Here is a 25,326-nt window from a genome sequence, read left to right as displayed (position 1 = left end):
TGATCCTGGAACGTAAGCGCCCGGAACCGTCCGAGCGACGCCGGTGTGCTGGCCACACCGTGACGGCGACTTTAGCAAGGTGACGCGAGATTGCGCAAGACAATTTTGCGAGGGCTGTCGGTTATGATGGGCGGCCTTGAAAACCGGAGGTTAGCGATGGCGTATCTGTACTTGCTGGTGGCGATCGTGGCGGAGGTGATTGCCACGTCGGCGCTCAAGGCGTCGGACGGCTTCTCGCGTGCGGGGCCGGTGGTGCTGGTGGTGGCGGGGTATGGCGTGGCGTTCTACATGCTGTCGCTCACGCTGCGCACCATTCCCGTGGGTATTGCTTATGCGATGTGGTCGGGGCTGGGCATCGTGCTGATCTCAATCGCGTCACGCGTGCTGTTCGGGCAGAAGCTCGATGCGGCGGCGATGCTTGGCATGGCGCTGATTATTGCCGGCGTGCTGGTGATGAATCTCTGGTCGAAGTCGTCGGCACATTAAGCCGTGACTTGTTCGGCTTCTGCCTCGGCGAGCACGGCCTTGAGCGCGCCGACGCACATGTCGATTTCTGCGCGCTCGATGATGAGTGGCGGGGCGAGGCGCAGCACGGTCGAGCGCGTCTCCTTCGCCAGGATATGACGACGCAGCAACCGCATGGCGAGATCGTGGGCGTCGGCGAGTGCGGGATCGATTTCGATGCCGACCCAGAGACCTCGTCCGCGCACTTCACGGATGACGGGCGAATGAATCGCCCGCAGACGTAAGAGAAAATATTCCCCCAATTCCGCACTTCTGCCGGGCAGGTCTTCGTCGGCCATGACGTCGAGCGCTTCGAGCGCGACGGTGGCCGCCAGCGCGTTGCCGCCGAACGTTGACCCATGACTGCCGGGTTCGAACAGATCGATGATGTCGTGTCTCGCGACGAATGCCGACACTGGCAGCAATCCGCCGCCGAGTGCCTTGCCTAGCATCACCCCGTCAGGGACGATGCCTTCGTGCTGATAGGCGAACCATCGCCCGGTGCGTCCGAGTCCTGATTGAATCTCGTCGAGCAGCATCAGCACGTTCTGTTCTGTGCAAAGGTCTCGCAGCGAGCGCAGGAAACCGTCGGGCGGCACGATGACACCGCCTTCGCCCTGAATCGTTTCGAAGAGGACGGCGCAGGTGTTAGGGGTGATGGCAGCGCGAACGGCGTCGATATCGCCGAACGGGACGCGTACGAAGCCGGGGGCGAAGGGGCCGAAGTCGGCGCGATAGGCGGGTTCGGACGAGAAGCCGACGATGGTGGTCGTGCGGCCATGGAAATTACCGTCGGCGACGATGATTTCGGCTTTCTCGGCGGGAATGCGCTTGACGCTATAGCCCCAGCGGCGGGCGGCTTTGATGGCGGTTTCTACGGCCTCGGCACCGGTGTTCATCGGCAGGGCGCCGTCGAGCGTGGTGAGATCGCAGAGGCGTTCGAGAAAGGCGCCGAGCTTATCGGAATAGAAGGCGCGGGAGACGATGGCGAGCCGCTGCGCCTGCGCGGTGAGCGCCGCGACGAGGCGAGGATGAGCATGGCCGTGGCTGACGGCAGAGTAGGCGCTCATCATGTCGAGATAGCGGGTGCCTTCGATATCCCAGACCCAGACGCCCTTGGCGTGCGAGAGCACGACGGGGAGCGGGGCATAGTTGTGTGCGCCGTAGCGTTGTTCGCGTTCGATCTCGTTCATGAGCGCGTCCCTCCACGTCAGTAGTCTAGATGGGAAGGGAGGGACGCGTAAAGAGGACATCTCCTGAGGGCACGCGGATGAATTTGGCATGCGCGTGCGCTATAATCGCCGATTCCTCGGGCATTTCAGCGCATTCTTGCAATTGCGAATCATCCGCAGCAAAGTGCACTAGTCACAGGAACCTTCCGGCAGCGACACTCGGTCGCCGCCAACACGCACTGCCCATAGCTCAGTTGGATAGAGCATCGGCCTTCTAAGCCGACGGTCGGGGGTTCGAATCCCTCTGGGCAGGCCAGCTACTCTCGCGAGCTGACCGCGTCATACCGCGAAGTCACCCCGCAGCACCTCCCGCATTCAGTACCCCGCAACGCCTCCCCCTGTCACATCCCCGACACAACCCCCCTCTAAGCTACCCGGTCATCGTGCTGGCGCGGCCACTTCTGCGCTGGCCTCTCTTGCGTACCCGCTCCCATTGTTTCGATGACCGACAAAGAAAAGAGCTGGGCGATTGCCGAGGATGTGGCGCGCATGGCTGGGGTGTCTCGCTCCGCCGTTTCGCGCACTTTCACGCCCGGCGCCAGCGTCTCTCCGAAGACGCGGGCCCGTGTGCTCGAAGCCGCGAAGACGCTGAACTACCACGTCGACATCAATGCCCGGAACATGATTCAGGGCCGCAGCACGTTCGTCGGCGTCGTCACCTCCGCGCTGGTGAGTCCCTTTCGCGCCCAACTGCTTGCCCCGATCGCGCACCATCTGGCCGCTCGCGGCCTGCTGCCCATTCTCATGAATGCGGACGATCCGGACCAGACCAGCTACGCCCTGCAACGGCTGCTGAGCTACCGCATCGCCGGTGTCATCATGACCTCCGGCGCGCCGCCGCTCTCCTTGGCGCGCGAATACATCGAGCGCAAAGTCCCCGTCGCGATGATCAACCGTGCCCCCGAGCTGGAAGGCGCGGACGTCATCAACAGCGATAACCACGCTGGCGCCGCACTCGCCGCACGCGAACTGTTCGATTCAGGCGCAACGCGCTTCGCTTTCATCGGCCCGCACGCCACGCACTTCAGCGGACGCCAACGTTGCGAAGGCTATGTCGACGCACTCGCGCGTCTGGGCGTACGCAAGAACCGGATCACGCTGTGCAACTCCACCATCTCGTCGTACGAAGCCGGGCAACTGGCCGCGCGTGAAGTGCTCGCCGACGCGTCGAGCGCACCCGATGGTGTTTTCTGCGCCACCGACATGGTCGCGCTCGGCTTCATGGACGAAGCCCGCCGCGCGTTCGGCCGCCGCTTCCCGGAAGATATTCGCATCGTCGGCTTCGACGACATCCAGCACGCCGCGCTCGATAGCTACCGCCTCTCGACCATCGCCCAGAACACCGACGCGCTAGCCCATAGCGTGGTCGACATGCTCACCCAACGCATCACCGATTTCTCGCGCGCCGCAGAAGTCCGCATCGCCCCCGTCACCTTCGTGCGCCGAGCCACCACCGGCTGACCCGCGCCCAACACGGACCGACTCCGACCCTTCCCATGCTGACGAAGCCCAAACCTCCCGCCATTGCGCCCACCATTGCAAACGAGTGCAACGTGCGAAAACACCGCGACCGCAGCGGCCTGACATCACGTCTGCTGCGTGCCGCGCGCGGCTCGGTGGCGGCTGTCCTGAGTGTCGTCGCCGTCACCGCGATGCTCCCGCCATCGACCGCCCACGCCGCCGATCGCCTGAGCCTGCTCTGCTCGGCAGATCTCGAATGGTGCCAACTGATGAAGAAGCGCTTCGAGAAAGAGACTGGCGTCGGTGTGGCCATGATCCGCAAGAGCGCTGGCGAAGCGCTCGCGCTGCTGAGCGCGCAACGTGCGCGTCCGCAGTTCGACGTATGGTGGGCAGGCTCCGGCGATTCGCATCTGCAAGCCGCATTCGAAGGCCTGACCGAGACCTACCGCTCCCCGGCATTGACACAGTTGCAGCCGTGGGCGCAACGTTTCGCACAGACCGGCCGCGACCGCACCGTCGGTGTTTATCAGGGGCTGCTCGGCATCGGCTACAACGCCGCAGAGCTGCGCAAGCGCCGTCTTGAGCCGCCGAAATGCTGGCGCGATCTGCTCTCGCCTGCGTGGAAGGGCGAAATCCAAATCGCCAATCCGAACGCCTCCGGCACGGCTTACGTCGCACTCGCCACCCTCGTACAACTGATGGGCGAAGACGAAGCGTTCCGCTACCTTCGCGCGCTCAACACCAACGTCAGCCAGTACACGGCAACGGGCGTCGCACCGGGCGAAGCGGCATCGCGCGGCGAAGCCAGCATCGCCATCGAATTCCTGCACGACCTCGTGAAGCAACGTGTGGCCGGTTTCGACATTGATACCGTCGCACCGTGTGAAGGCACTGGCTTCGAGATTGGCGGCATGAGCCTGATCGCCGGGGCAGCGCATCCGGCGCTGGCGAAGCAGTTCTACGAATTCGCGCTGCGTGCCGATGTTCAATCGCTGGCAGAACAGGCACACGCTTACCAGATGCCATCGAACCGCGACGCCGCCGTGCCGAAGCTGGCCCCGCAGCCGTCCAGCATCAAGTTGATCGACTACGATGCCGCGCGATTTGGCGACCCGGCGACGCGCAAGCGTCTGTTGCAGCGCTGGAACACCGAAATCTATGCCCACGCTCGCTAAGCTGCCGCACGACGGTTTCACGCGCGGCGTGCTCATCGCCACGGTACTGGCGCTGGGCATTTTCGTGGCGTGGCCGCTCGCGAACAGCTTCTTCTCACTGGTGCCCGCATGGCACAACGCTGGGGGCGATCTACCCGCCGCGTGGGCCACGCTGGCGCCCGACGTCTGGCGACTGGGCTGCGTGCGCGGCGCCGGGGCGTGCGGCAGCGGCTGGCATAGCATTGCGCTCGGCATCGCCTCCGCCGTCACATCCACGATCCTTGGCGCTGCACTGGCTTTGCTCGCCACACGTAGCGCACTGACGCGTTCGCGCACCGGCGCGGCGTTGTTGCGCGGCGTTGCGATGCTGCCTGCCATCACCCCGCCGTTCGCGGTGGGCCTCGCACTGATTCTGCTGCTTGGCAGAAACGGCGCGATCACGCAGGCCGTGGCCGATTGGCTCGGTGTAACGCCCGGCCGCTGGCTGTATGGCCCGCTAGGACTCTGGCTAGCGCAGTGTCTGGCCTTCACGCCGGTCGCATTCCTCACGGTATTGGGTGTCGTGCAACGCTTGCCTGCTGTGCTGGAAGAGGCCGCTGCCACGCTGCGAGCAACGCATTGGCAGACCTTCCGTACCGTGACGTGGCCAATGATGCGTCCCGGCCTCGCCAACGCGCTGCTGTTGTGCTTCATCGAAAGCCTCGCCGACTTCGGTAACCCGTTGGTGCTGGGCGGCAACTTCCGTGTGCTGTCATCCGATTTGTACTTCGCAGTCGTCGGTGCTGAACAAGACCCCGGACGCGCCGCCGCGCTCGCCGTCTGGCTGCTGTTGATGGCGCTGGGGGCGTTCACGCTGCAACGCCGGTGGCTCGGCGAGCGCAGCTACGTCGCTGTGAACGGCAAGGGCGGCGGCGGGCGTGCGGCGCCGCTCGACGCGCGTCTCTCGTGGTCGCTGACCGCGCTCGTCACCCCGTGGTGCCTGCTGACGCTGGCCGTCTATGGCACGTTGCTGGCCGGTGGATTCGTCACGCTGTGGGGCGTCGATTTTCATTGGACGCTGGCTCACTTGACGGATGTATTCGGCGTCGCAATGGAAGACGGCGCGATTACGCTCACCGGGCAGGCATGGCCGTCCGCACTGGAAACCCTGCGCCTGTCGGCGATTGCCGCACCGCTGACCGCCGTCGCCGCCGTGTTCGGCGGCTGGTTGATCGCACGCCGTCAATTTGCTGGGCGCCGCTGGCTTGAGGGCGCACTCGTTGCCGCGTTTGCGATTCCGGGCACTGTGATCGGGCTGGCCTACGCGCAGACGTTCAACGCCGCACCGTTGGTGCTCACCGGTACCGGCGCAATCCTCGTGCTGTCGTTCCTGTTCCGGAACATGCCGATGGGTTTGCGAACGACCGTAGGCGCGCTGGCGCAGATCGATCCGAGTCTGGATGAAGCATCGGCCACATTGCGCGCCGGTAGCTGGACGACGCTGCGCCGCGTGCTGCTGCCGTTGCTGCGCCCCGCCTGTGCGGCGGCGCTGATCTACGGATTCGTGCGCGCGGCAACCGCTGTGAGTGCGGTCGTGTTCCTCGTGAGCGCCGACCATGATCTCGCAACGACCTACCTGATTGGTCTCATCTCGAATGGCAGCTATGGCCCGGCACTGGCGTATGCCGGTGTGCTGGTTGTCGCGTTATTCATCATCGTCGTCTCGTTGGAAACCGCACTGCGCGTTAGCGAAACCAAACGCACACGATCGACGGTGTTGGCGATTGAATCGACGCCAGAAGGTCTTGGCAACATGCCACGCATTGGCCGGAAATCACTCGCATGAACGCAAACAAATCCGCACCCTCATCCACGTCACGCGGCGCACTCGTTTTTGAAAACGTCCGCAAAGGATGGGGCACGCACGTCGCCATTCCCGACCTGTCTTTCACGGTCGCTCCGGGCGCGCTGACGACGCTGCTGGGGCCGAGCGGCTGCGGCAAGACGACCACGCTGCGCCTGATCGCCGGGCTTGAGCTGCCGGACGCAGGACGCATCACACTCGGTGGCCGCGACGTGACACGTCTCGGTGCTCGTGATCGCGATGTGAGCATGGTGTTCCAGTCGTACGCGCTGTTTCCGCACATGAAAGTGTTCGAGAACGTAGCCTATGGCCTCACGGTCACGCGCGTGCCGCAGCAGGAACTGCGCGAACGTGTCTTCGAGTCGTTGACGCGTGTCGGTCTCGCTTCCATGGCGCAACGCATGCCGGCCGAACTATCGGGTGGGCAGCAACAACGTGTTGCCGTCGCCCGCGCACTGGTGCTGGAACCCGAGGTGATGCTGTTCGACGAGCCGCTGTCGAATCTCGATGCGCGTCTGCGTGTGCGAGTGCGAGAAGATATTCGTGACCTTCAGACTCAGCTCGGCCTGACGGTCGTCTACGTCACGCACGATCAGGAAGAAGCGCTCGCCATCAGCGATCAGGTCGTCGTCATGCACGACGGACGGATCGCCCAGCAGGATGCGCCGCGCACGCTCGTCGAGCAGCCTGCCGATGCGTTCGTCGCAACATTCATCAGCAACGCCAACCTGATCGATCTGCCCGTCACCGAACAACGCGACGGTCACGCGCAATGCGATTTTCACGGCCTGCTGCTGAGGCTGCCCTATGCCGGACCGGCGTTGACTAACGCTCGCGTCGCTATCCGGCCGGAAGCGTTGACGTTGCAGGCCGTCCCCCATACCGAAGACCGTGCCGACGCGCTGCACGGTCCCATCGGTGAAATCCGGCGCGCCACCTATCTGGGGCGCGCCACGCAGTACTTCGTTCAAACCTCCGCAGGAGACCTCGTGGTCTTGTCACATCAATTCGAACTCCCGTTCCCCGTCGGCACGCGCGTCGCCGTTGGCTTGCATGCGCGCGGCGCCGCTATCGTAGGAGCCGCCCAATGACCGGAACTGAACGTCAAACGGCCTCGCCGGCAAGCGTCGACAACGACGACACGCTCGATGCGCGCTACCAACTCGCCCAAGTCATCGCCCGCGAAGCCGGACTTCGCGCCCTCGCCATGTTTCGCACGCGCGACGCGCTCACGGTGGAATACAAGGGCGTGCAGGATGTCGTGAGCGTGGCCGATCGCGCTATCGAACAACTGGTACGTGAGCGCGTTGCAGCAGCGTTTCCGACGGACGCCTTCCTCGGCGAAGAAAGCGCAGCCGCAGGCGACATGCCCGCGCCGTCACGCATCACATGGGTGGTCGATCCGATCGACGGCACCGCGTGTTTTCTCCACGGTATGCACGCGTGGTGTGTGTCGATCGCCGTCATCGTTGACGGCGTGCCGGCCATCGGCGCGATCTACGATCCGAATGCCGATGAGCTGTTTCACGGCGCAACCGGGCTGGGCGCATTTGTCGACAATGCCGTGATGGCGAGTGCCTCGACACCACGCTCACCGGATGGCGGCGAGCCCGATGTGCCTCGCGTCAGCACGGCGCTGAACGTTGCCGACGTGAATGCGCCGACACAAGGCGTACTGGGTGTGGGCGTGTCGCATCGCGTCGATCGCGCTGACTTTCTGGCGTTTCTCGATGGCTGGCTCGCACGTGGCGGCATGTTCGTGCGCATCGGCTCGGGCGCGCTGATGATGGCGTACACCGCAGCGGGACGGCTCATCGGCTACTACGAACCGCATATTCATGCGTGGGATTGTCTGGCCGGGATCGTGCTCGTGCAGGAAGCGGGCGGGCAGGTCAGCGACTTCCTCGCCGCCGATGGGCTCACGCGCGGCAACCCGATTCTCGCTTCCAGTCAGGCGCTCTACAACACGCTGGACGATGTGGTGAATGCGTCGACGCAGCGACATTCGGTATCTCCAGAGTAAGCGTTTTCACGGCATTGATTTCACCGCGATTGCATTCGATTGCAATTTCTCGCGTGAGCAAGACGACGACGGACCCGATGCGAACGATGTCCGGACGACACGAAAAATTCACTAACCACGGCCAGCCATGTCACGGTGAGGTCACACTGAATTTCTACACTTCGTCTCGTTGTCCGAATCGCATTTCTTCTGCGTCGTTTTGCACACGTGTGCAAATGATTTGCAAAAACACGAGATGGGATTCGGTGCCGTTGATGACCTGCGTCTGCGAAGACGCACAAGGAGAGTTCGATGTCTGGAGCGAATGGCGCAATGCCGCTGCTGCAAGTTCCGGCGCTACCCAGTTGGTTGGTGGCGCCGCGTGCTTCGCAAGCGCTGCGATTGGTCGGCGTGATCGCATTGCACGTTGCGGCCCTCATGCTGGCGCTGCAATGGCATAGCGAACCGGCGGTGATTACGCCGCCCACGCCCATCTACGCCACGCTCGTGCAAGAGGCCCCGACGCCTGCCGTCGCGCAACCGCAGCAGCCTCAACCCCAGCCGCAGAAGCCGCAACCGAAGCCACAAGTCACGCCGAAGACAACGCCGCGCCCGGTCGCCCCGTCGCCGAAAAGCGAAGCCGCGCCGAGTGCTCCTGCGACGGAACCGGCACCGGCAGCCCCGGCAACGGCTGCGCCGAGCGCCGCAGCCGCACCGGCGGCAACGCCGTCACCCGTCGTTCCCGCGACGCCGCGCACCATCACGCACGGCGTGCAGTACCTGCGCGCCCCTGTGCTCACCTATCCGGAGTCGTCGCGCCGCATGGGCGAGGAGGGCGTCGTGACGGTTCGCGTACTCGTGGGGGCCGACGGATTGCCGCGCGAGATCACGGTGCGCCAGTCGTCCGGCTCTGCCGCACTCGATGCCGCTGGCATTCGTGCCGTGCAGCACGCCGTGTTCAAACCCTATACCGAGGACGGCAAGCCGCAAGCCGTCTATGTGATCGTGCCGCTGCGTTTTTCGCTCGACACCTGATCCCACCTGACCCGCCTATTTCTACCGAGGCTTTTATGGCAACTCCTCAATTCGGATTCGAAACCCTGTGGGCGCAAGCCGACGGCGTGATCAAGGGCGTCGCCCTCCTGTTGTTCGTGATGTCGGTGGCGTCGTGGTACGTCATCGTGACGAAGGCGTTCGCCAACTGGCGTCTGCGCCGCATGGCCGATCAGGCCACCGGCGCATTCTGGAAGGCCGGCTCGCTGCGCGACGGTGTCGCCACGCTCGACGGCGACGCGCGCGGTAACCCGTTCGTTGAACTGGCGCACACGAGTCTGGACGCCACGCTGCAACATCATCAGGCCACCGCCGCCGGTCGTACGCCGCCGGTGCTGTCCGACTGGCTCACTCGTGCACTGCGCGAACGCATTGCGCGCCGTCAGGTGCGCATGCAAAGCGGCATGCCGGTGCTCGCCACGGTCGGCTCCAGCGCGCCGTTCATCGGGCTCTTCGGCACCGTGTGGGGGATTTATCACGCGCTGATGACCATCGGTGCGTCGGGGCAGGCCAGCATCGGCGAAGTGGCCGGTCCGGTCGGTGAGACGCTGGTGATGACCGCGCTCGGTCTGGCCGTCGCGATTCCTGCATCGCTGGCTTACAACGCCTTGCTGCGCGCCAACAAGACGTCGGTGGCCGCGTTGTCCGCGTTCATCTACGAACTGCACGACATGATCGTCGTCGGACAGCGTTTGCCGGAAGGCGGTGAACGTGTCGACGCGGGTGCCGACGCTGAAGTGAAGGCGCTCGTGACGGCCAAGGAATCGCGCCGCCGCGAAGCCATGCCGGAGGCTGCGTAAATGGCCGGTGCCGTGCATAACGACGTCGAAGACGACTTCAACCCCGAGATCAACACTACGCCGCTGGTGGACGTGATGCTGGTGCTGCTCGTGATCTTCATCATCACGATGCCCGCCCTGCAACACGCCGTGAAGATCGATCTGCCGCGTGCGGCGTCGGCTCCTGCCGAAGTCAAACCGGAAACGATCGACGTGGCCATCGACGCCACGGGCGTCATTCACTGGAACGACCGTGTTGTTGATCTCGACGCCATGCGCGTCCTGATTACCGATGCCGCCCGTGCGCAGCCGCAACCCGAGCTGCACCTGCGCGCCGACCGCAAGACGGCTTACGAGGACGTCATGCAGGTGATGTCGGCGGCGCAGTCCGGCGGCCTCGCCAAGATCGGTTTCGTCAGCGAGGCGGCGAAACGCTGAAGGCCCAACGGCCGGAATCCAGATCTCGCGTCCTCGTGCGCGGCTTCGCAAAGATTCACCGAGTTCCACCTATTTCGATAAGGCACACCGGCCGCTGCTGCGGCACCGGTGGGGGCGTTTGCGCGCCCGCACCGGCACCGACAGCGACACCAACGTAGCCGGTTGCCAGATAACCACAACCCTTCGCCCATCACTTCGATCACCATGCGCCACGATCTATCGCAACGCCTGACGCATCGCAAGACTGCCCCCGCGGCCGCATTTGCCGCGCCACGCGTGTCTCCTCATACTTCGACGCTGTACGCGCGCCTCGTCGCGGCTGGACTCTGTCTCGCAGGCTTGCTGCCGCTCGCCGCGCAAGCGCAGGCAAAAGCAGACGCCGCCGCCACTACCGTGTTGGCAGCGGCCGGCAGTGAAGCCACGCTGCCGGAAGTGAATGTCTCCGCCGCACAGATCACTTCACCGACGAGCCTCAAGCGCAGCGCCAGCGCCGGTGCACTCGGCGATCATCCGGAAATTGAAACGCCGTTCTCGATCAAATCGGTGTCCGGTGAGGAGATCGAAGACCGTCAGGCCAACATCCTCTCGGAAGCGGTCAAGTACGACGCATCGGTTACCTCGATCAGCACGAGCTACAGCACGCACCCGGCCACACTCGCCGTGCGAGGCCTGCCGCTCGACGACCTCAACGGCTACAAGATCGACGGTCTCGCGAGCGTGAATCGCGGCGTGGAAATGCCGCTGGAAATGTTCGACCGCATCGAAGTGCTCAAGGGCCTGACCGGCTTCATGTATGGCTTTGGCAGCCCTGGCGGTATCGTCAACTACGTGACCAAGCGCGCAACCGAGCAGTTCACGCTGAGCTATGACCAGGGCTGGTCGGAAGACGGTGTGTGGAAGGAGCACCTCGACACGGGCGGGCGCTTCGGCAAGGACGACCGCTTCGGTTTCCGCTTCAACGCGGTGCATGAGGAAGGCAATGCCGCCGCCGACAGCGCCAAGATCAATCGCACGTCGGTGGGTCTGGGCCTCGATGCGCGCCTGACCAACGACCTGACCGTCACGCTCGACACAATGTGGCAAGAGCGCCGCACGTCCGGCGGCGTCGACATCATCACCAGCCCGAAGTACTCGGTGCCCGATCCGATTTCGGGCCGCTCGAAGCTGTACAGCAACGGCTCCTACACTGACGTGACCTACAAGATGGCCACGCTCGGCGTGCAGTACAAGATCGCGCCGGAATGGGTCGCCAAGGTGGCCTATCGCTACTCGGATTCGGTGCGCCAGTACAAGAAGGACCAGTACTACATCTCGAGCAACAAGGGCGACTACTCGGACCGCATCAGCGCCGAATACCACAGCTACGAGTTCGACGAAGTGCAGGCAACGGTCGAAGGCAAGTTCAAGACCGGACCGCTCACGCACGAAATCGTCCTCGGTGCGAGCAACCTGGTGTTGCTGTCGAACAAGTCGGTCAACACGCCGAAGGTGGTGGTCGGCAACGGCAATCTGTACTCGCCGACGATCTACTCGGCCAACAACGTGAATTTCAGCGGCGGCACGTATGGTGACGACAAGCTGACGCAACGCGCGATCTTCGCGAGCGACCGTATCTCGTACGGCTCGTGGTCGTTGCTCGCCGGTGTGCGTTACCAGACGTACGACGAAATCGCCCACGCGTCGGCGACAGCGGCGGCCACCACGTACCACGCCTCGCCGGTCACGCCGACCGTGGCGTTGATGTACACGCCGCGCAGCGATCTCACGTTCTACACCAGCTATGTCGAATCGCTGGAGCAGGGCGGCACCGCCGACAGCACGACGAAAAACGCCAACCAGCAGATGGCCCCGATCAAGAGCCATCAGTACGAAGTGGGCGTGAAGACGGATCAGGGGCGCTGGCGCGCCACGGCGGCACTGTTCCGCGTGGAGCGCGGGGCGGAGTACGTCAACAGCGCGAACTACTTCGTGCAAGACGGCAAGGTGCGCTATCAGGGCGTTGAACTGGGTGGCTCGGTCGACGTGCTGCGCAGCCTGACGCTCGATGCCAGCGTGATGGGGCTGAATTCGGAATACGTCAACGCGGCGGCGGGCGTGAACGGCAAGCGCGCCGTCGGTGCGCCGAACTGGCAGGCCGCCTTTCAGGCAACGTGGCGGGTGCCGGCCGTGCAAGGCCTGTACTTCCAGTTCGGTGTTCGCTACCTCGGCGGTATGGCCATCGACTCGGGCAACGTGAATTACATCAACCCGTCGGCACTGCTTGACGCCGGTGTGGGATACCGCACGCGCATGTATGGCAAGCTCGTGACCCTGCGTGCCAACGTGACGAACCTGACCGATCGCCGCTACTGGTCGTACTACCAGGAAAACTACCTCCAGGTGGGGGCACCGCGTACGCTCAGCCTGAACGCGCGTATCGACTTCTGATGGGGAGACGGAAATCCATGCAACGACATTGCCGGAATAGCGGCGCAATGTGGGCGGCGATGGCGGTAGTCATCGCCAGCGGCCTGACGACGGTGCTGGTGTCGCCGGCTGCGATGGCTGCGGAGGTATCCGCCGCAGATTCGGCGGCAGATTCGGCGACCAAGGCATGGGCGCCGTCGGGGATGCGTCTGGAGCGCGCCGTGATCGTGATGCGTCATGGCGTGCGCGCCGCGACCGACACGCCCAAGATGGACGCGGCGTCTGCACAACCGTGGCCCGCTTTCGAAGTCGCGGATGGGCAACTGACGCCGCATGGTTACAAGGCGGTGACGTTGCTTGGCGCGTGGGAACGCCAGACGCTTACCCGCGCCGGACTGCTGGGCAAGGCGGCTTGCGCGGGGGCGGCTGACACGTTCGTCTGGACGAGCCCGTCGGCACGAACACAGGCGACGGCCAAGGCGATGCTTGACGGTATGTTCCCGGGTTGCGGTGTGCCCGTGCAGCACACCACCAACGCGTTGGACACGCTATTTCATGGCGCGGAGATCGGCCTCGGCACGCCGGACCCCAAGAAGGCGAACGAAGCTATTCTCCAAGCCATGGGCGGCTCGCCCGAACTGGCGCGCAAGAAGTATGAGGCGGACGTCGCCGTGATGGTCGAGGCGGTCGGCGTACCGGCGGACTGCGCGGCAAAGCGGGGTGTCGATGCGTGCGGTCTGTATGCCAAGGCGTGGGGCGTGAAGGACAGCGGCAAGATCGGACTGACCGGGCCGGTGTCGGTCGGCGCGAGCATGAGCGAGACCATTCGCATGCAATACGCCGATGGCTGGCCGCTTGAGCGCATCGCCTTCGGGCATGTGAAAGGCGAGGACGATGTGATCCGTCTGATGGGCCTGCGCAGCGCCAAGTACGATCTCGTCAACCACACGCCGTATCTGGCGCGACGCGGTGCCTCGCAGTTGCTGAGTCAGGTGGCCATGGCGATCGAATCAGGCCCGGGTGTGGCGAAGGCCAAGCCGGTGAAGGGTGGTCCGCCGCCCGCGCGCCTGACGCTGTTCGTGGCGCACGACACCAACATCTCGCAGGTGCGCGCGATGCTCGGTTTCGACTGGAAGCTCGGTGTGTATCGCGAGAACGATGTGGTGCCGGGTGGCATGCTGATGTTCGAGCGATTCGTGCGTCAGCGAGACGGCAAGCGCTTCGTGCGCGTGTCGTATGTGGCGCAGAGCCTCGATCAGATGCGCCATCTCGTGCCGCTTGACGATGCGCATCCGCCGTTGCGCGCTGTCTATCAACCGAAGTCCGTCGGCAGCGAGTGGATGACGCTGGCGCAGTTCGAATCGTTGACCGCCGGTGTCATCGATCGGGAGGCCATCGCGCCGGAAGCTTACGCCGATACGAAGTAGGCGAGTCATTCAGCCGCAAGACAATGGGCGGCGCTTTGTGCGTCGCCCATTGTTTTTATGACGTAGCCGCGCTGCCGCGCAGCAATTCCCCGAATCGTCCCTCGCACCAGCGCATTACGTCGTTGGGTTCTCTCCCAAATCGCCACAACATGCGCACCGGCAGTTGCGGCAATCCCAAGTCGTCGCAGCGCAGTTCGTGCAGGTCTTCGTACTGGGCGATGTCGATGGGCAGCACGGCCCAGCCGAGCTTGTCGACCACCATGCTGGCGATCACGTACGAGCTATCCGCGCGCCAGATCGACGGGCTTAGCTGCAACGGCGTGAAGTCGCCCATCTGCAACAGAATCTGCCGGTACTTCGCCAGATCACCGCGCGTCACGTGATCGCGGAAGGCCAGCGGGTGGTCGCCAGCCACAAAGACGCCCTGCACGGCGGAGCCCACATACTTGTGCCCGAGCGCCGAAGAAATCGCGCCACGGTCGACGTGAAAGCCAATATCCGCGCGCTGCTTCTCCACGTACTCGGCCACTTCCGTCGACGTGCCGTTAAGCAGCGTCAGCTCCAGATAGGCGAATTGGTGCGCGAGATCGCGAACCAGTTCGCTCACGGCCTGATAGGGCAACGCTTCGTCGATGGCGAGCGAGAGTTGCGGCTGTTCGCCGTACGCCAGCGCATTCGCCCGGTGATTGAGCCCCTCGGCCTGACGCAACAACTCTTTGGCTTCGAGCAACATGACGTCGCCCTGATCGGTCAGCCGGGCGTTGCGCCGGCTGCGGTCGAACAGCTCGAATCCCAAATCGGCTTCGAGCAAGGCAATGGCCGTGCTGACCGCAGACTGGGCCTTGCCCAGACGACGCGCGGCAGCCGATATCGAACCCTCTTCGGCTGCCGCCACAAAATAGCGCAATTGTTCAATTGTCCAGTTCATCCATCCATTCTATAGATAGGTTCCAACTTTTTCTAACATCGTTTTCAGGTCAGAATCGCGGTTCTCCTAGTGAAACGCCGAATTGAAACGCCGAAACAGGCGAGGCGGCAGACGACCGGATCTCCCGGTCCGGTGGTCTCAGGTTCAGACCCCTTCGCGCAACGCGCACCTGCCACCCACGGCGACCCATGAAAGAGACGCAGGTGCCCGGTTCCCCATCGCCGGCCCTGCCACCGGGTCGATGCAGCGCTCCCAACGCCGTGTCGACACCCCCCCGACCGGATGTCGTAAATCCAAGTTTCTACATGTCATCGAAAATCGAATACCGAACCCGTTTCGGAATGCTAACGGGCGCGCTCGCGGGCCTGCTCCTGCTCGCTGCCTGCACGGATCGCGGCAAAGAAGACAAAGCCGACGCCACGCCGGAAGCCGTCGTGCGCACGGTCGAGCGCCGCGCCGAGCCACTCACGACCCAGCAGCCGGGACGCCTTGAGGCCTACCGCAGTGCCGACGTGCGCGCACGCGCTGGCGGCGTTGTCATTGAGCGTCGTTATCAGGAAGGCCAGAAGGTTGCGCGCGGCGACGTGCTGTTCCGCATCGACCCGCAGCCGCTGTCGGCAGCGCTCGATGCCGCACGCGGTGCGCTCGCCAAGGCACAGGCCGAACATGACTCCGCCAAGGACAAGATCGAGCGCTATCGCGGTCTGCTCGAAGAGCGTGCCATCAGTGCCCGCGAAGACGCCGAATCACGTGCCGCGGAAGCCCGCACGCGTGCCGACGTGCTCGCCGCACGCGCCGAAGTCCGTCGCGCCGAGTTGAATCTTGGCTATACGAGCGTCGTCTCCCCGATCGCGGGCCGCGTGCGTCGTGCCGAGGTGACGGAAGGCGCGCTGGTCGGTCTCGATTCGCCGACGCTGCTCACGCGCGTCGAGCAGATCGATCCGATCTACGTGAACTTCTCGCAACCGGCCGCCGAGGTGTACGCCATGACGCGCGATCTGCGCGCCGGCAAGTTGCAGAACGGCAACGAAGCCGCCGCGCCGAAGGTGCATGTCACGCTGCCCGACGGCCGCGAATACGACCTGCCGGGCAAGTTGCTCTTTACCGATCTCGCGGTCGACCCGGGCACCGACACCATCGCCATGCGCGCACTGCTGCCGAACCCGGACGGCGTGCTGCTGCCCGGTGCTTTCGTGCAGGTGCGCATGCAAGGGGCGGTCAATCCGAACATCGTGCGGGTGCCGCGCGAGTCGCTGCTTCGTACGGGGAATGGTGCGGTTGTCCGCGTGGTCGATGCGCAAGGCAAGGTGCACGACACCAAGGTGCGCGCCGAAGCCATCGAGGGTCGCGACTGGCTCGTGACCGACGGCCTCAAGGGCGGCGAGCAGGTGATCGTGCACAACGTGGCGCAGTTCGCCGACGGCATGCAGGTCAAGGTGAAGGCAGACGGCGAGCCGAAGGCCGCCGCCAAGCCGGCCAGCGCCGCGACTGCGGCGTCCACTCCGCCTGAAGCCCAAGCCAAACTTGAATCCGATCCGGCGCGTGCCGGACCGGCCTCCAAAGCGGAGACGCTCTAACAATGGCTCGTTTCTTTATCGATCGCCCGGTATTCGCTTGGGTGATCGCGTTAATCATTACGCTGGTCGGTCTGTTGTCGATCCGGTCGCTGCCGGTCGCGCAGTACCCCGACATCGCACCGCCTGTCGTCAGCATCTGGAGCAGCTATCCGGGCGCGTCGGCCAAAGTGGTCGAAGACTCGGTGACTGCCGTGATCGAGCGCCAGATGAATGGCGCGCCGGGACTGATGTACATGTCGGCCTCAAGCGGCAACGGCGAATCGTCGATCAGCCTGTCGTTTCGTCAGGGCACCAGTCTCGATCTGGCCGCCGTCGAGGTGCAGAACCGGCTGAAGACCATCGAATCGCGTCTGCCCGAAGTCGTGCGTCGCTACGGCGTGAAAGTGGAGCGCGCGGCCGACAACGTGCAGATGGTGGTCACGCTATCGTCGAGCAATCCGTCGGTCGATGAGTTCGATCTCGGTGAGATCGCGGCAGCACAGGTCATGAACCAGCTCAAGCGCGTGCCCGGTGTCGGGCAGGTGCAGTTCTGGGGCACGGAGAAGGCCATTCGTATCTGGCCCGATCCGTCCAAGCTGGTGGCGCTCGATCTCACGGCCTCCGACATCGTCTCGCGAGTGCGCGCTTACAACGCGCGTGTGACCATCGGCGATCTCGGTGCCGGGGCAACGCCCACGGCAGCCCCCATCAACGCCAACATCGTCTCCGACAGCGCGCTGTCGACGCCGGAAGAGTTCGCCAATATTCCGTTGCGCGTACGCGCCGACGGTTCGGCGATCCGGCTGGGCGATGTCGCGCGCGTGGAGCTGGGCGCGTCGGATTACAACTACTCGTCGCGCGTCGACGGTCTGCCGGCCACGGCCATGGGCATCAAGCTCGCCGCCGGGTCGAATGCCATCGAAGTGATGAAGGCCGTGCGTGCCGTCATGGACGAGCAGGCGAGCTTGTTCCCGGCCGGGGTGTCGTATCAGATCCCGTACGAAACCGCGTCGTTCGTGAAGGTGTCGATCCAGAAGGTCTTCAAGACCTTGCTCGAAGCCGTGGTGCTCGTGTTCCTCGTGATGTACCTGTTCATGCAGAATCTGCGGGCCACGCTGATCCCTACGCTCGTCGTGCCGGTCGCGTTGCTTGGCACCTGCGGCGTGCTGCTGGGGCTGGGTTACTCGATCAACACGCTCACGATGTTCGGCATGGTGCTGGCCATCGGTATTCTGGTCGATGACGCCATCGTCGTGGTCGAGAACACCGAACGGATCATGGTCGAGGAAGGGCTGCCGCCCTATGCGGCGACGGTCAAAGCCATGCGCCAGATTAGCGGCGCCATCGTGGGGATTACGGTCGTGCTGGTGACGGTGTTCGTGCCGATGGCGTTCTTCTCGGGCGCAGTGGGCAACATCTATCGCCAGTTCGCGGTAACGCTCGCGGTGTCGATCACCTTCTCGGCGTTCCTCGCCCTCTCGTTGACGCCCGCGTTGTGCGCCACGTTGTTGCGCCCGATCTCGGCCGATCACCACGAGAAACGGGGTTTCTTCGGCTGGTTCAACCGCACGTTTGCGTTGGGCACCGAGCGCTACACGCGCACGGTGAGCAATACGCTGCGTCGTCCGTGGCGCGCCATCGTGGTCTACGCGGTGGTGCTGATCGCGGTGCCGCTGGCGTTCATGCGCTTGCCGTCGGCCTTCATCCCGGAGGAAGACACCGGCAGCTTCATGGTGATGGCCTCCGAGCCGCAAGGCGCGACGCTGCCCGAAGCGATGACGGCCCTCACGCGTATCGAGAGCTACCTGATGAAGGATGAGCCGGTCAAACACGTCTTCGTGCTGGGTGGCTGGAACGAGTTCGGCGCCGGGCCGGGCGGCGGCATGTTGTTCGTGACGCTGAAAGACTGGCACGAGCGCACATCGAAGCACGACGGCGTGAATGCCATCGTAGATCGCGTGAATGCGAAATTCGGCGGTCAGCCGGACCGCATGGTGCTGGCGATGAACAGCCCGGCGCTGCCGGAGCTGGGTTCGTCGAACGGCTTCAGTCTGCGCTTGCAGGACCGTGCCGGTGTGGGCAACGAAACGCTCATCGCCGCGCGTGACCAATTGCTCAAGCGGGCGGTCGATGATCCGGTGCTCAAGAACGTGATCTTTGCCGGTCAGGGCGATGTGCCCCAGATCGACGTCACGCTCGACCGTCGCAAGATGGAAGCGCTCAAAGTGAGCATGGATGAGGTGAACACCACGCTCGCGACGATGTTCGGTTCGGACTACGTGGGCGACTTCATGCTCGGCGCGGAGAACCGCCGTGTGATCGTGCAGGCCGATGGCCGTCAGCGCGTGTCGCCGGAGAACGTCGGCAATCTGCGCGTGCGCAATGCCAGCGGCGAGATGGTGCCGCTGTCGTCCTTCGTGTCGCTCAAGTGGAAGCTTGGTGCGCCGCAGTTCAAGCGCTACAACGGCTATCCGTCGTTCACGCTGCAAGGGGAATCGGCGCCGGGCAAGAGCAGTGGCGAAGCCATGGCGCGCATGGAGCAACTGATGGCCGACATGCCGAAGGGCATCGGTTACGAGTGGAGCGGTCAGTCGCGCGAGGAGCGCATTTCCGGCGCGCAGGCACCGATGCTGTTCGCGTTGTCGATTCTGGTGGTGTTTCTCGCACTCGCCGCGCTCTATGAAAGCTGGGCCATTCCGGCGTCCGTCATCATGGTGGTGCCGCTGGGTGTGATCGGTGCCTTGAGTGCTGTGAGCTTGCTGGGCATGCCGAACGACATTTACTTCAAGGTCGGTTTGATTGCGACCATCGGTCTGTCGGCGAAGAACGCGATTCTGATCGTGGAAGTGGCAAACGATCTGGTCAAGCACGGCATGAGCTGGATCGATGCGGCGGTGGAAGCTGCGCGTCTGCGCCTGCGCCCGATCGTGATGACGTCGCTCGCCTTCGGTTTCGGCGTGGTGCCGCTGGCCATCGCGACGGGGCCTGCTTCCGGTGCGCAGCGCGCGATCGGTGTGGCGGTGCTGGGCGGGATCGTAACGGCCACGGTGCTGGCGATCTTCCTCGTGCCGTTGTTTTTCCTGTGGGTCGGGCGCTTCGTGCGCCGGCCGAATCCGAATCAGGCGGACGCTGCGGTTGACGTGAAGCCGGCCGCCGAGGGGAATGTATGACGACGTTTCGACCCCGCGTTAGCGGGATGACCGTGGGCCGCATCGCTAGTCTGGCGCTGTTCGCCTTGCTGGCCGGTTGCACGCTGGCGCCGACGTACGAGCGCCCGGCGGCACCGATGCCGACCACTTATGACGCCTCGCCGGACGGCTCGGTGCCGGCATCGGCGTCGCTCAGTTCGATGACGGCCCTCACTGCCGCCCCGACGGCCGATGCCGATTGGGCGGAGGTGTTCACCGACCCGGGCCTGCAAGCACTGATCCGCAAGGCACTGGTGCAGAATCGCGACCTTCGGCTGGCCTCGCTGCGTGTGCAGGAAGCGCGCGCACTGTACGGCATCGAAGCCGCGAACCTGCTGCCAAGCGTGCAGGCAGGCGGCGCATTCGGCCGCCAGCGTTATGCGGGCACGTCTGATGGCAACGGCGGAACCACGGGCAATTACGTCGCCAACGACTTGCGCGCGACGGTAGGCGTGAGCGCATTTGAACTCGACTTCTTCGGTCGTGTGCGCAGCTTGCGCGACGCGGCGTTACAGGAGTATCTCGCCAGCGAAGAAGCCCAACGTGCGGCGCAGGTGAGTCTGGTCGCCGAGGTCGCCACGTCGTACATCGGTCTGGTTGCGCTTAGCGAGCAGATTTCTTATGCCCGCGAAGTGCTGGCGGCACGCGAGGAAGGTATTCGCGTCATCCGTCTGCGCGCCGAGCGAGGTCTGGTTGACGATCTCGATCTGAACACCGAGACGACGCAGGTCGAAGTCGCGCGTGCGTCCCTTGCCGAGCGTGAGCGCCAACGCAGTCAGGTCGTGCACGCGTTGCAGGTGCTCACGGGCGACGTCGGCACACGGCCGGTAGCCGCTGCCACGCTTGACGACGCGTTCGTCGTGCCCGTGGCCGCAGGGCTGCCGTCGTCGCTGTTGATGCGCCGTCCGGACATCCGCCGTGCCGAGGCGCAGTTGCGCGCGACCAATGCGAATATCGGTGCGGCACGCGCAGCGTTCTTCCCGTCGATCAAGCTCACGACGGAGATCGGCACGGCCAGCACGCGCTTTGCCGATCTGTTTGGTGCGGGCTCAGGTGTCTGGTCGTTCCTGCCGCAGATCACCGTGCCGATTTTCGACGGTGGCCGCAACATTCAAGGCCTGAACCTTGCAGAAGTGCGCAAGGAAATGGCCGTGGTCACGTACGAGCACACCATCCAGACGGCGTTTTCCGAAGTGGACGATGCGTTGACGGCACAGACACAACTGGCACGTCAGTTTCAGGCGCAAAAGCGCGTGTCGGATGGCGAGCGCGAGCGGCTGCGGCTGGCCAAGCGCCGTTATGTCAACGGCGTGGCGAGCTACCTCGAACTGCTCGATGCGCAGCGAAGCGAGTTTCAGGCGGCACAGCAGTTGATCGACGTGAAGCAGCGCGTGCTCGTCAATCACGTGGCGTTGTATCGCGCGTTGGGCGGCGGCTGGGAGCCGCAGCCGTCGGCATCCTGATCGGCTGATTTGCGGTCAGTAAGTCGCTGTCAAAGAAAAACCCCGCCGGTTCGAAAGACCCGGCGGGGTTTTTTACATCAGGCGATGCGCTTTAGAACGCGAAGCGGCCTTCCGCAGCAATCTTCGCGAGCGGCTCGCGCGGGCTCGGCACTTCGCGCGAACGCAGGCCTTCCGGCAGCGTGGCGGGGTCGCCCGGGCGGCCGATGGCGACGGCGGCTTCGATCGTGTACTTCGACGACAGGTCGAGTTCGTTGCGGATCTTGTCGTGTTCGATGCCGGCCATGGCGTGCGTTGCCCAGCCCGAGAGCGAGGCTTGCAGGGCGAGGTAGCCCCACGCGGCGCCCGTGTCGAGCGCGTGCGTCGGTGCCGGCACTTCCTGCTGCGAGCCCGGAGGCGTCAGCGTCGACTTCGAGATCACGATGACGATGGCGGCCGCGTGCTTGGCCCAGCTTTGGTTGAATTCGTTGAGAAAGCCGACGAACTGTTCCCAGTGCGGCGTGCCGCGACGGGCATACACAAAGCGCCACGGTTGCGCGTTGTAGGCCGACGGCGCCCAGCGGGCGGCTTCGAAGAACGTGTTCAGGGTGGCTTCCGGCAGCGTTTCGTCGGTGAACGCGCGCGGCGACCAGCGGGCCACGAATTGCGGGTCGATCGGATGGTCGGCTTGGCGGGGCGTCGTGTCGGTCATACGGAGAGTCTCGTAGGCAAAGGGGAGTCGAAGGATGAAGCTGGACTAACGGGGCGCTAGGATACCAAGCCGGCGCACCGATCCCAACCAATATCGGAGCACGTGCATATATCATGACGCTCCATGAACACCCTCAAGAACATGCGGATCTTCGTGCGCGTGGCCGATGCGGCAAGTTTTGCCGGTGCGGCGCGTGCGCTCGACATGACCACGCCACAAGCCTCGAAAGCGGTTTCGGAACTCGAAGCGCATCTGCGCACTCGCCTGCTTCATCGCACGACGCGAAAGCTGGCGCTGACCGATGCCGGCCATCGCTATCTCGCGCGTTGCCGCGAGATTCTCTCGATGGTTGAAGACTCCGAAGCGGAGGCCGGGGCCGCAAGCGCTGCGCCGAGCGGCACGCTGCGTCTGCACGCGCCTGCCAGCTTTGGGCAAGTGTTCGTCATCCCCGCACTGGCGCGATTTCTTGAGCAACACCCCGACGTGCAGGCCGATCTCATTCTGTCGTCGCGGGTGCCTGACCTGCTCGAACAGAACATCGACGTGTCGCTGCGGCTGGCAACGGCGCAGTTGCCCGATTCCGGCCTCGTCTCGACGCGTATCTGCCGCATGGCATCGGTGCTGTGCGCCGCGCCGCTCTATCTTGAGATGAATGGTGTGCCGGGCTCACTGGACGAACTGGCACAGCACACGCAAGTACGGCTCATCGCGCCGCACTATTCCGTCGATCACTGGCATTTCGAAGGCCCCGACGGGCGCGTGAAGATCCCCGTGCCCGCAGGGCGTCTGCGCGTGAATACGGCCGACTCGCTGGCGGCCGCACTGATCAGCGGCTGCGGCGTGGGCCCGGTGCCGTTGCTCTCGGCGTTGCCCGCGTTGCGCAGCGGCGCGTTGGTGCGTGTGCTGCCCGACTATGAATTGCAGGGCACCAACGTGTACGCCGTCTATGCCTCGCGGCTGTATCTCGACGCGAAGGTCAAATCGTGGATCGAGTTTCTGCGGGTGTTTGTGGAGCAGGCGCTCGCTGCGCCTGACGCAGCAACGCTACTGCCGCGCACGCGATAAGCAGGCCGATACCGAGCGATACCCAGAGAATGGCGAGATCGCCCCATTGCTCGCGCGCTAGTGCATAGCCCCAAGGGGCGATAGCGGAGAAGGCAAAGGCGGGCGTCAGCAACGTGCCTAGCGCACGGGCATAGGCGCCGGGTGCGAAGAGTTCCAGCGGCAGGCTGGCGCGCAGCAGGGTGGCCAGCCCGTTGAGTGCGCCGTACGCGAAGATGAACACGGCCGCCACCACGAGCGACGACATGCCCGCCAGTCCCAGCGCGAAGCACAACGGCAAGCCGAATCCGACGATGACGTTCAGCTTCACCGCGCTAGTCTGACGCGGTTGCAGCCACTCCAGCATGCGCGCACACACTTGCCCCAGCCCCCATAGCGCGGCGAGACCGACGGGCAGCCCTTGTGCGCCGAGCAATGCGGTCAGATGGGCGGCGAGTCCCGACGACAAGATCGACACCAGCGCCATGACACTGCCGTAGAGCAGGGCGGGGCGCCACGGCAAGGCTGTCGATGCCCTGTGCGTCTCACCTGCCGTGGCCGCACGGGGCGGCGTCGGCGGCAGGCTGCACAACAAACCCCACGCGATCAGACCGAACCCGCCATACACCCACACCCCCGCGCGCCATCCCCACGCATCACCGAGCCAATTGCCCAGCGGCCAGAACACGGTCGTGGCAAGCCCGCCCATCAACGTGATCTGTGTCATCGGCCGGCGCGCGGCAGCGCCATAAAGCGCGGCGAGCGTCGCGAAAGCGGCATCGTAAAGCGACAATCGCATGCCGACGCCAAGCAGGCACCACGCGCCGTAGAACTGCACGAGCGTCGTGCTGGTGGCGAGCACCGCGCAGCCTGTGGAGCAGATGAGCGTGCCGGCACACATCACGCGCCGGCCACCGAAGCGCTCAAGCCAACGGCCCGAATACGGCGAGACAGCGGCCATGACCAGCATGGCGAGCGATGGGCCGGCAAATACGACCGTCTGCGCCCAGCCAGTCGTCTGCACGATGCGCCAGGCAAAGGCGCCGGGCAGATAGAAGCTCACGCCCCAGTTGATAAGTTGCGCGAGGCCTAGCGTGACGACGGTGGGCATGATGATGTAGGGCGCATGCCGGGACGGGCAGCAACGAAGGGCCGGGGGAGGCTGTCATGGTGCGCGCAGCCCATCTCTTGGTAAAGTCTTGGCATCTTATTCGATCCATAAGGGAAACTTTGAGATGCGCCGCCTGAATCTGGATCAACTTCATACCTTTGCCGAGGTCATCGATGCGGGGAGTTTCTCCGCCGCTGCCGATCGCCTCGATCTCTCGCAACCGGCCGTCAGCCTTCAGGTGCGGCAACTGGAGCACCGTTTGAACGTGCGCCTGATCGAGCGCGTGGGCAAGCGACTCAAGCCGTCGTCGGCCGGACTCACATTGCTCGAACATGCACGGCGTATCGACGCGGTCGTCGAAGAGGCTTTGCAGGCATTGTCCACACATGCCGAGGGCATCGCAGGAGAGGTCGCCATCGGCACCGGTGCCACGGCGTGCATTCACCTGCTGCCGCCCATGCTGCGAACGATGCGTAAGCGCCACCCGGCGCTCGACATTCGTGTGAGCACCGGCAATACCGACGATGTTTTAGCAGCCGTAACGGAGAACCGTCTCGACGTGGGACTGGTGACGTTGCCGGCCGCCGGACGCAGCTTGCATATCACGCCGGTGTTGCGCGACGAGTTCGTCGCGATCGGCGCGTTGGGCGCACAAGACTGGCCCGAGGAAGTGACGCCGCATGCGCTGGCCGCCATGCCGATGGTGGCGTTCGAAACCGGCAGCAGCACGCGGCTTTTGATCGATGAGTGGTTTTTGCAAGCGGGGTTGCGCGTGCGTCCGGTAATGGCACTCGGCAGCATCGAAGCCATCAAGGAAATGGTCGCCGCAGGGCTCGGCTACAGCATCGTGCCGCGCATGGCCGTGAGCGCCGCGCACCATCGACGAGGCCTGCGCATTGCCGCGTTGACGCCGGAACTCTCGCGCACGCTGGCGATTGTCGTACGGCAGGATAAACCGCTCGCGCCCGGTTTGCGCCGCGTGTTGCAAGCGCTGGAAGGTCTGGGCAGCGCGACATGATGTCGCATGTTAATAATTGGCAGTCCACGTCAAT

20 protein-coding genes and 1 tRNA gene are annotated in these 25,326 nt (G+C 64.4%); 17 read left to right on the top strand and 4 right to left on the bottom strand.

The window, feature by feature from the left end; translation table 11 throughout:
• The first annotated feature begins 156 nt into the window (after positions 1–156).
• A complete protein-coding gene (locus tag AT302_RS21090; protein ID WP_058375695.1) occupies positions 157–486 on the top strand; it encodes a DMT family transporter in 330 nt (109 codons plus the stop codon).
• On the opposite strand, the gene rocD is transcribed toward AT302_RS21090, so the two are convergent.
• On the bottom strand, positions 483–1,697 hold the full coding sequence (gene rocD / locus AT302_RS21085) for an ornithine--oxo-acid transaminase (RefSeq protein ID WP_058375694.1): 1,215 nt from the start codon (positions 1,695–1,697) through the stop codon (positions 483–485). The genes AT302_RS21090 and rocD overlap by 4 nt on opposite strands.
• 218 nt (positions 1,698–1,915) lie before the next feature.
• Here rocD and AT302_RS21080 point away from each other — a divergent pair.
• The 11 genes from AT302_RS21080 (at position 1,916) to AT302_RS21030 (ending at position 14,299) form a co-directional block, all read left to right on the top strand.
• Positions 1,916–1,992: transfer RNA gene (locus tag AT302_RS21080), tRNA-Arg, on the top strand.
• 185 nt (positions 1,993–2,177) lie between these two features.
• Positions 2,178–3,197 carry a LacI family DNA-binding transcriptional regulator gene (locus AT302_RS21075; RefSeq protein WP_058375693.1) on the top strand — a complete coding sequence of 340 codons (1,020 nt, stop codon included), beginning with the start codon at positions 2,178–2,180 and terminating at the stop codon, positions 3,195–3,197.
• Positions 3,198–3,289: 92 nt separating this feature from the next.
• Positions 3,290–4,372 carry an ABC transporter substrate-binding protein gene (locus AT302_RS21070; RefSeq protein WP_237171982.1) on the top strand — a complete coding sequence of 361 codons (1,083 nt, stop codon included), beginning with the start codon at positions 3,290–3,292 and terminating at the stop codon, positions 4,370–4,372.
• Complete coding sequence (locus tag AT302_RS21065) at positions 4,356–6,176, top strand: ABC transporter permease (RefSeq protein ID WP_058375692.1); 1,821 nt, start codon at positions 4,356–4,358, stop codon at positions 6,174–6,176. The genes AT302_RS21070 and AT302_RS21065 overlap by 17 nt, the downstream gene beginning before the upstream one ends.
• Positions 6,173–7,285, top strand: a complete 1,113-nt coding sequence (locus tag AT302_RS21060; RefSeq protein WP_058375691.1) for an ABC transporter ATP-binding protein — start codon at positions 6,173–6,175, stop codon at positions 7,283–7,285. The genes AT302_RS21065 and AT302_RS21060 overlap by 4 nt, the downstream gene beginning before the upstream one ends.
• A complete protein-coding gene (locus AT302_RS21055; protein ID WP_058375690.1) occupies positions 7,282–8,217 on the top strand; it encodes an inositol monophosphatase family protein in 936 nt (311 codons plus the stop codon). Before AT302_RS21060 ends, AT302_RS21055 begins: the two co-directional genes overlap by 4 nt.
• Positions 8,218–8,508: 291 nt before the next feature.
• The gene (locus tag AT302_RS21050; protein WP_157125844.1) at positions 8,509–9,231 is read left to right on the top strand and encodes an energy transducer TonB; all 723 of its coding nucleotides are present in this window, start codon (positions 8,509–8,511) and stop codon (positions 9,229–9,231) included.
• A 35-nt stretch (positions 9,232–9,266) separates the two neighbouring features.
• Entirely contained in the window at positions 9,267–10,049 is a 783-nt protein-coding gene (locus AT302_RS21045; protein WP_058375688.1) for a MotA/TolQ/ExbB proton channel family protein, read from the top strand.
• Positions 10,050–10,466, top strand: a complete 417-nt coding sequence (locus tag AT302_RS21040; protein WP_058375687.1) for an ExbD/TolR family protein — start codon at positions 10,050–10,052, stop codon at positions 10,464–10,466.
• Positions 10,467–10,742: 276 nt separating this feature from the next.
• Positions 10,743–12,893, top strand: coding sequence for a TonB-dependent siderophore receptor (locus AT302_RS21035; protein WP_058379826.1), 2,151 nt, complete (start codon positions 10,743–10,745; stop codon positions 12,891–12,893).
• 17 nt (positions 12,894–12,910) lie between these two features.
• A complete protein-coding gene (locus AT302_RS21030) occupies positions 12,911–14,299 on the top strand; it encodes a histidine-type phosphatase (protein ID WP_167365817.1) in 1,389 nt (462 codons plus the stop codon).
• Positions 14,300–14,354: 55 nt separating this feature from the next.
• Here the strand turns inward: AT302_RS21030 and AT302_RS21025 are convergent, their stop codons facing one another.
• The gene (locus AT302_RS21025) at positions 14,355–15,227 is read right to left on the bottom strand and encodes a LysR family transcriptional regulator (RefSeq protein WP_058375685.1); all 873 of its coding nucleotides are present in this window, start codon (positions 15,225–15,227) and stop codon (positions 14,355–14,357) included.
• A gap of 305 nt (positions 15,228–15,532) precedes the next feature.
• Here AT302_RS21025 and AT302_RS21020 point away from each other — a divergent pair, with 305 nt between their 5' ends.
• The 3 genes from AT302_RS21020 to AT302_RS21010 are packed head-to-tail and all read left to right on the top strand — an operon-like array spanning position 15,533 to position 21,434.
• Entirely contained in the window at positions 15,533–16,804 is a 1,272-nt protein-coding gene (locus AT302_RS21020; RefSeq protein WP_058375684.1) for an efflux RND transporter periplasmic adaptor subunit, read from the top strand.
• A gap of 2 nt (positions 16,805–16,806) precedes the next feature.
• Positions 16,807–19,953, top strand: a complete 3,147-nt coding sequence (locus tag AT302_RS21015) for a multidrug efflux RND transporter permease subunit (protein WP_058375683.1) — start codon at positions 16,807–16,809, stop codon at positions 19,951–19,953.
• Complete coding sequence (locus AT302_RS21010; RefSeq protein WP_058375682.1) at positions 19,950–21,434, top strand: efflux transporter outer membrane subunit; 1,485 nt, start codon at positions 19,950–19,952, stop codon at positions 21,432–21,434. Before AT302_RS21015 ends, AT302_RS21010 begins: the two co-directional genes overlap by 4 nt.
• A gap of 91 nt (positions 21,435–21,525) precedes the next feature.
• Here the strand turns inward: AT302_RS21010 and AT302_RS21005 are convergent, their stop codons facing one another.
• On the bottom strand, positions 21,526–22,122 hold the full coding sequence (locus AT302_RS21005) for a nitroreductase family protein (protein ID WP_058375681.1): 597 nt from the start codon (positions 22,120–22,122) through the stop codon (positions 21,526–21,528).
• 123 nt (positions 22,123–22,245) lie between these two features.
• On the opposite strand from AT302_RS21005, the gene AT302_RS21000 reads away from it, so the two are divergent.
• Positions 22,246–23,187, top strand: coding sequence for a LysR family transcriptional regulator (locus AT302_RS21000; RefSeq protein WP_058375680.1), 942 nt, complete (start codon positions 22,246–22,248; stop codon positions 23,185–23,187).
• On the opposite strand, the gene AT302_RS20995 is transcribed toward AT302_RS21000, so the two are convergent.
• Positions 23,099–24,274 (bottom strand): MFS transporter, encoded by a 1,176-nt coding sequence (locus AT302_RS20995; protein WP_058375679.1) that lies wholly within the window; start codon positions 24,272–24,274, stop codon positions 23,099–23,101. The genes AT302_RS21000 and AT302_RS20995 overlap by 89 nt on opposite strands.
• Positions 24,275–24,398: 124 nt before the next feature.
• Between AT302_RS20995 and AT302_RS20990 the strand changes: the two genes are divergently transcribed.
• The gene (locus AT302_RS20990) at positions 24,399–25,292 is read left to right on the top strand and encodes a LysR family transcriptional regulator (RefSeq protein WP_058375678.1); all 894 of its coding nucleotides are present in this window, start codon (positions 24,399–24,401) and stop codon (positions 25,290–25,292) included.
• The last annotated feature ends 34 nt before the right edge of the window (positions 25,293–25,326 follow it).

This window comes from Pandoraea norimbergensis, assembly GCF_001465545.3.
GTDB lineage: Bacteria > Pseudomonadota > Gammaproteobacteria > Burkholderiales > Burkholderiaceae > Pandoraea > Pandoraea norimbergensis.
This window is presented reverse-complemented; position numbering and strand designations above follow the sequence as displayed.

What these genes read in the sequence shown, in the direction of transcription:
- AT302_RS21005 (WP_058375681.1), bottom strand. Translation starts at nt 22,122, where the DNA reads ATGACCGACACGACGCCCCGCCAAGCCGACCATCCGATCGACCCGCAA.
- AT302_RS21050 (WP_157125844.1), top strand. Translation starts at nt 8,509, where the DNA reads ATGTCTGGAGCGAATGGCGCAATGCCGCTGCTGCAAGTTCCGGCGCTA.
- AT302_RS21010 (WP_058375682.1), top strand. Translation starts at nt 19,950, where the DNA reads ATGACGACGTTTCGACCCCGCGTTAGCGGGATGACCGTGGGCCGCATC.
- AT302_RS21090 (WP_058375695.1), top strand. Translation starts at nt 157, where the DNA reads ATGGCGTATCTGTACTTGCTGGTGGCGATCGTGGCGGAGGTGATTGCC.
- AT302_RS21045 (WP_058375688.1), top strand. Translation starts at nt 9,267, where the DNA reads ATGGCAACTCCTCAATTCGGATTCGAAACCCTGTGGGCGCAAGCCGAC.
- AT302_RS21040 (WP_058375687.1), top strand. Translation starts at nt 10,050, where the DNA reads ATGGCCGGTGCCGTGCATAACGACGTCGAAGACGACTTCAACCCCGAG.
- AT302_RS21015 (WP_058375683.1), top strand. Translation starts at nt 16,807, where the DNA reads ATGGCTCGTTTCTTTATCGATCGCCCGGTATTCGCTTGGGTGATCGCG.
- AT302_RS21065 (WP_058375692.1), top strand. Translation starts at nt 4,356, where the DNA reads ATGCCCACGCTCGCTAAGCTGCCGCACGACGGTTTCACGCGCGGCGTG.
- AT302_RS21000 (WP_058375680.1), top strand. Translation starts at nt 22,246, where the DNA reads ATGAACACCCTCAAGAACATGCGGATCTTCGTGCGCGTGGCCGATGCG.
- rocD (WP_058375694.1), bottom strand. Translation starts at nt 1,697, where the DNA reads ATGAACGAGATCGAACGCGAACAACGCTACGGCGCACACAACTATGCC.
- AT302_RS20995 (WP_058375679.1), bottom strand. Translation starts at nt 24,274, where the DNA reads ATGCCCACCGTCGTCACGCTAGGCCTCGCGCAACTTATCAACTGGGGC.
- AT302_RS21055 (WP_058375690.1), top strand. Translation starts at nt 7,282, where the DNA reads ATGACCGGAACTGAACGTCAAACGGCCTCGCCGGCAAGCGTCGACAAC.
- AT302_RS21060 (WP_058375691.1), top strand. Translation starts at nt 6,173, where the DNA reads ATGAACGCAAACAAATCCGCACCCTCATCCACGTCACGCGGCGCACTC.
- AT302_RS21020 (WP_058375684.1), top strand. Translation starts at nt 15,533, where the DNA reads ATGTCATCGAAAATCGAATACCGAACCCGTTTCGGAATGCTAACGGGC.
- AT302_RS21075 (WP_058375693.1), top strand. Translation starts at nt 2,178, where the DNA reads ATGACCGACAAAGAAAAGAGCTGGGCGATTGCCGAGGATGTGGCGCGC.
- AT302_RS21025 (WP_058375685.1), bottom strand. Translation starts at nt 15,227, where the DNA reads ATGAACTGGACAATTGAACAATTGCGCTATTTTGTGGCGGCAGCCGAA.
- AT302_RS21030 (WP_167365817.1), top strand. Translation starts at nt 12,911, where the DNA reads ATGCAACGACATTGCCGGAATAGCGGCGCAATGTGGGCGGCGATGGCG.
- AT302_RS20990 (WP_058375678.1), top strand. Translation starts at nt 24,399, where the DNA reads ATGCGCCGCCTGAATCTGGATCAACTTCATACCTTTGCCGAGGTCATC.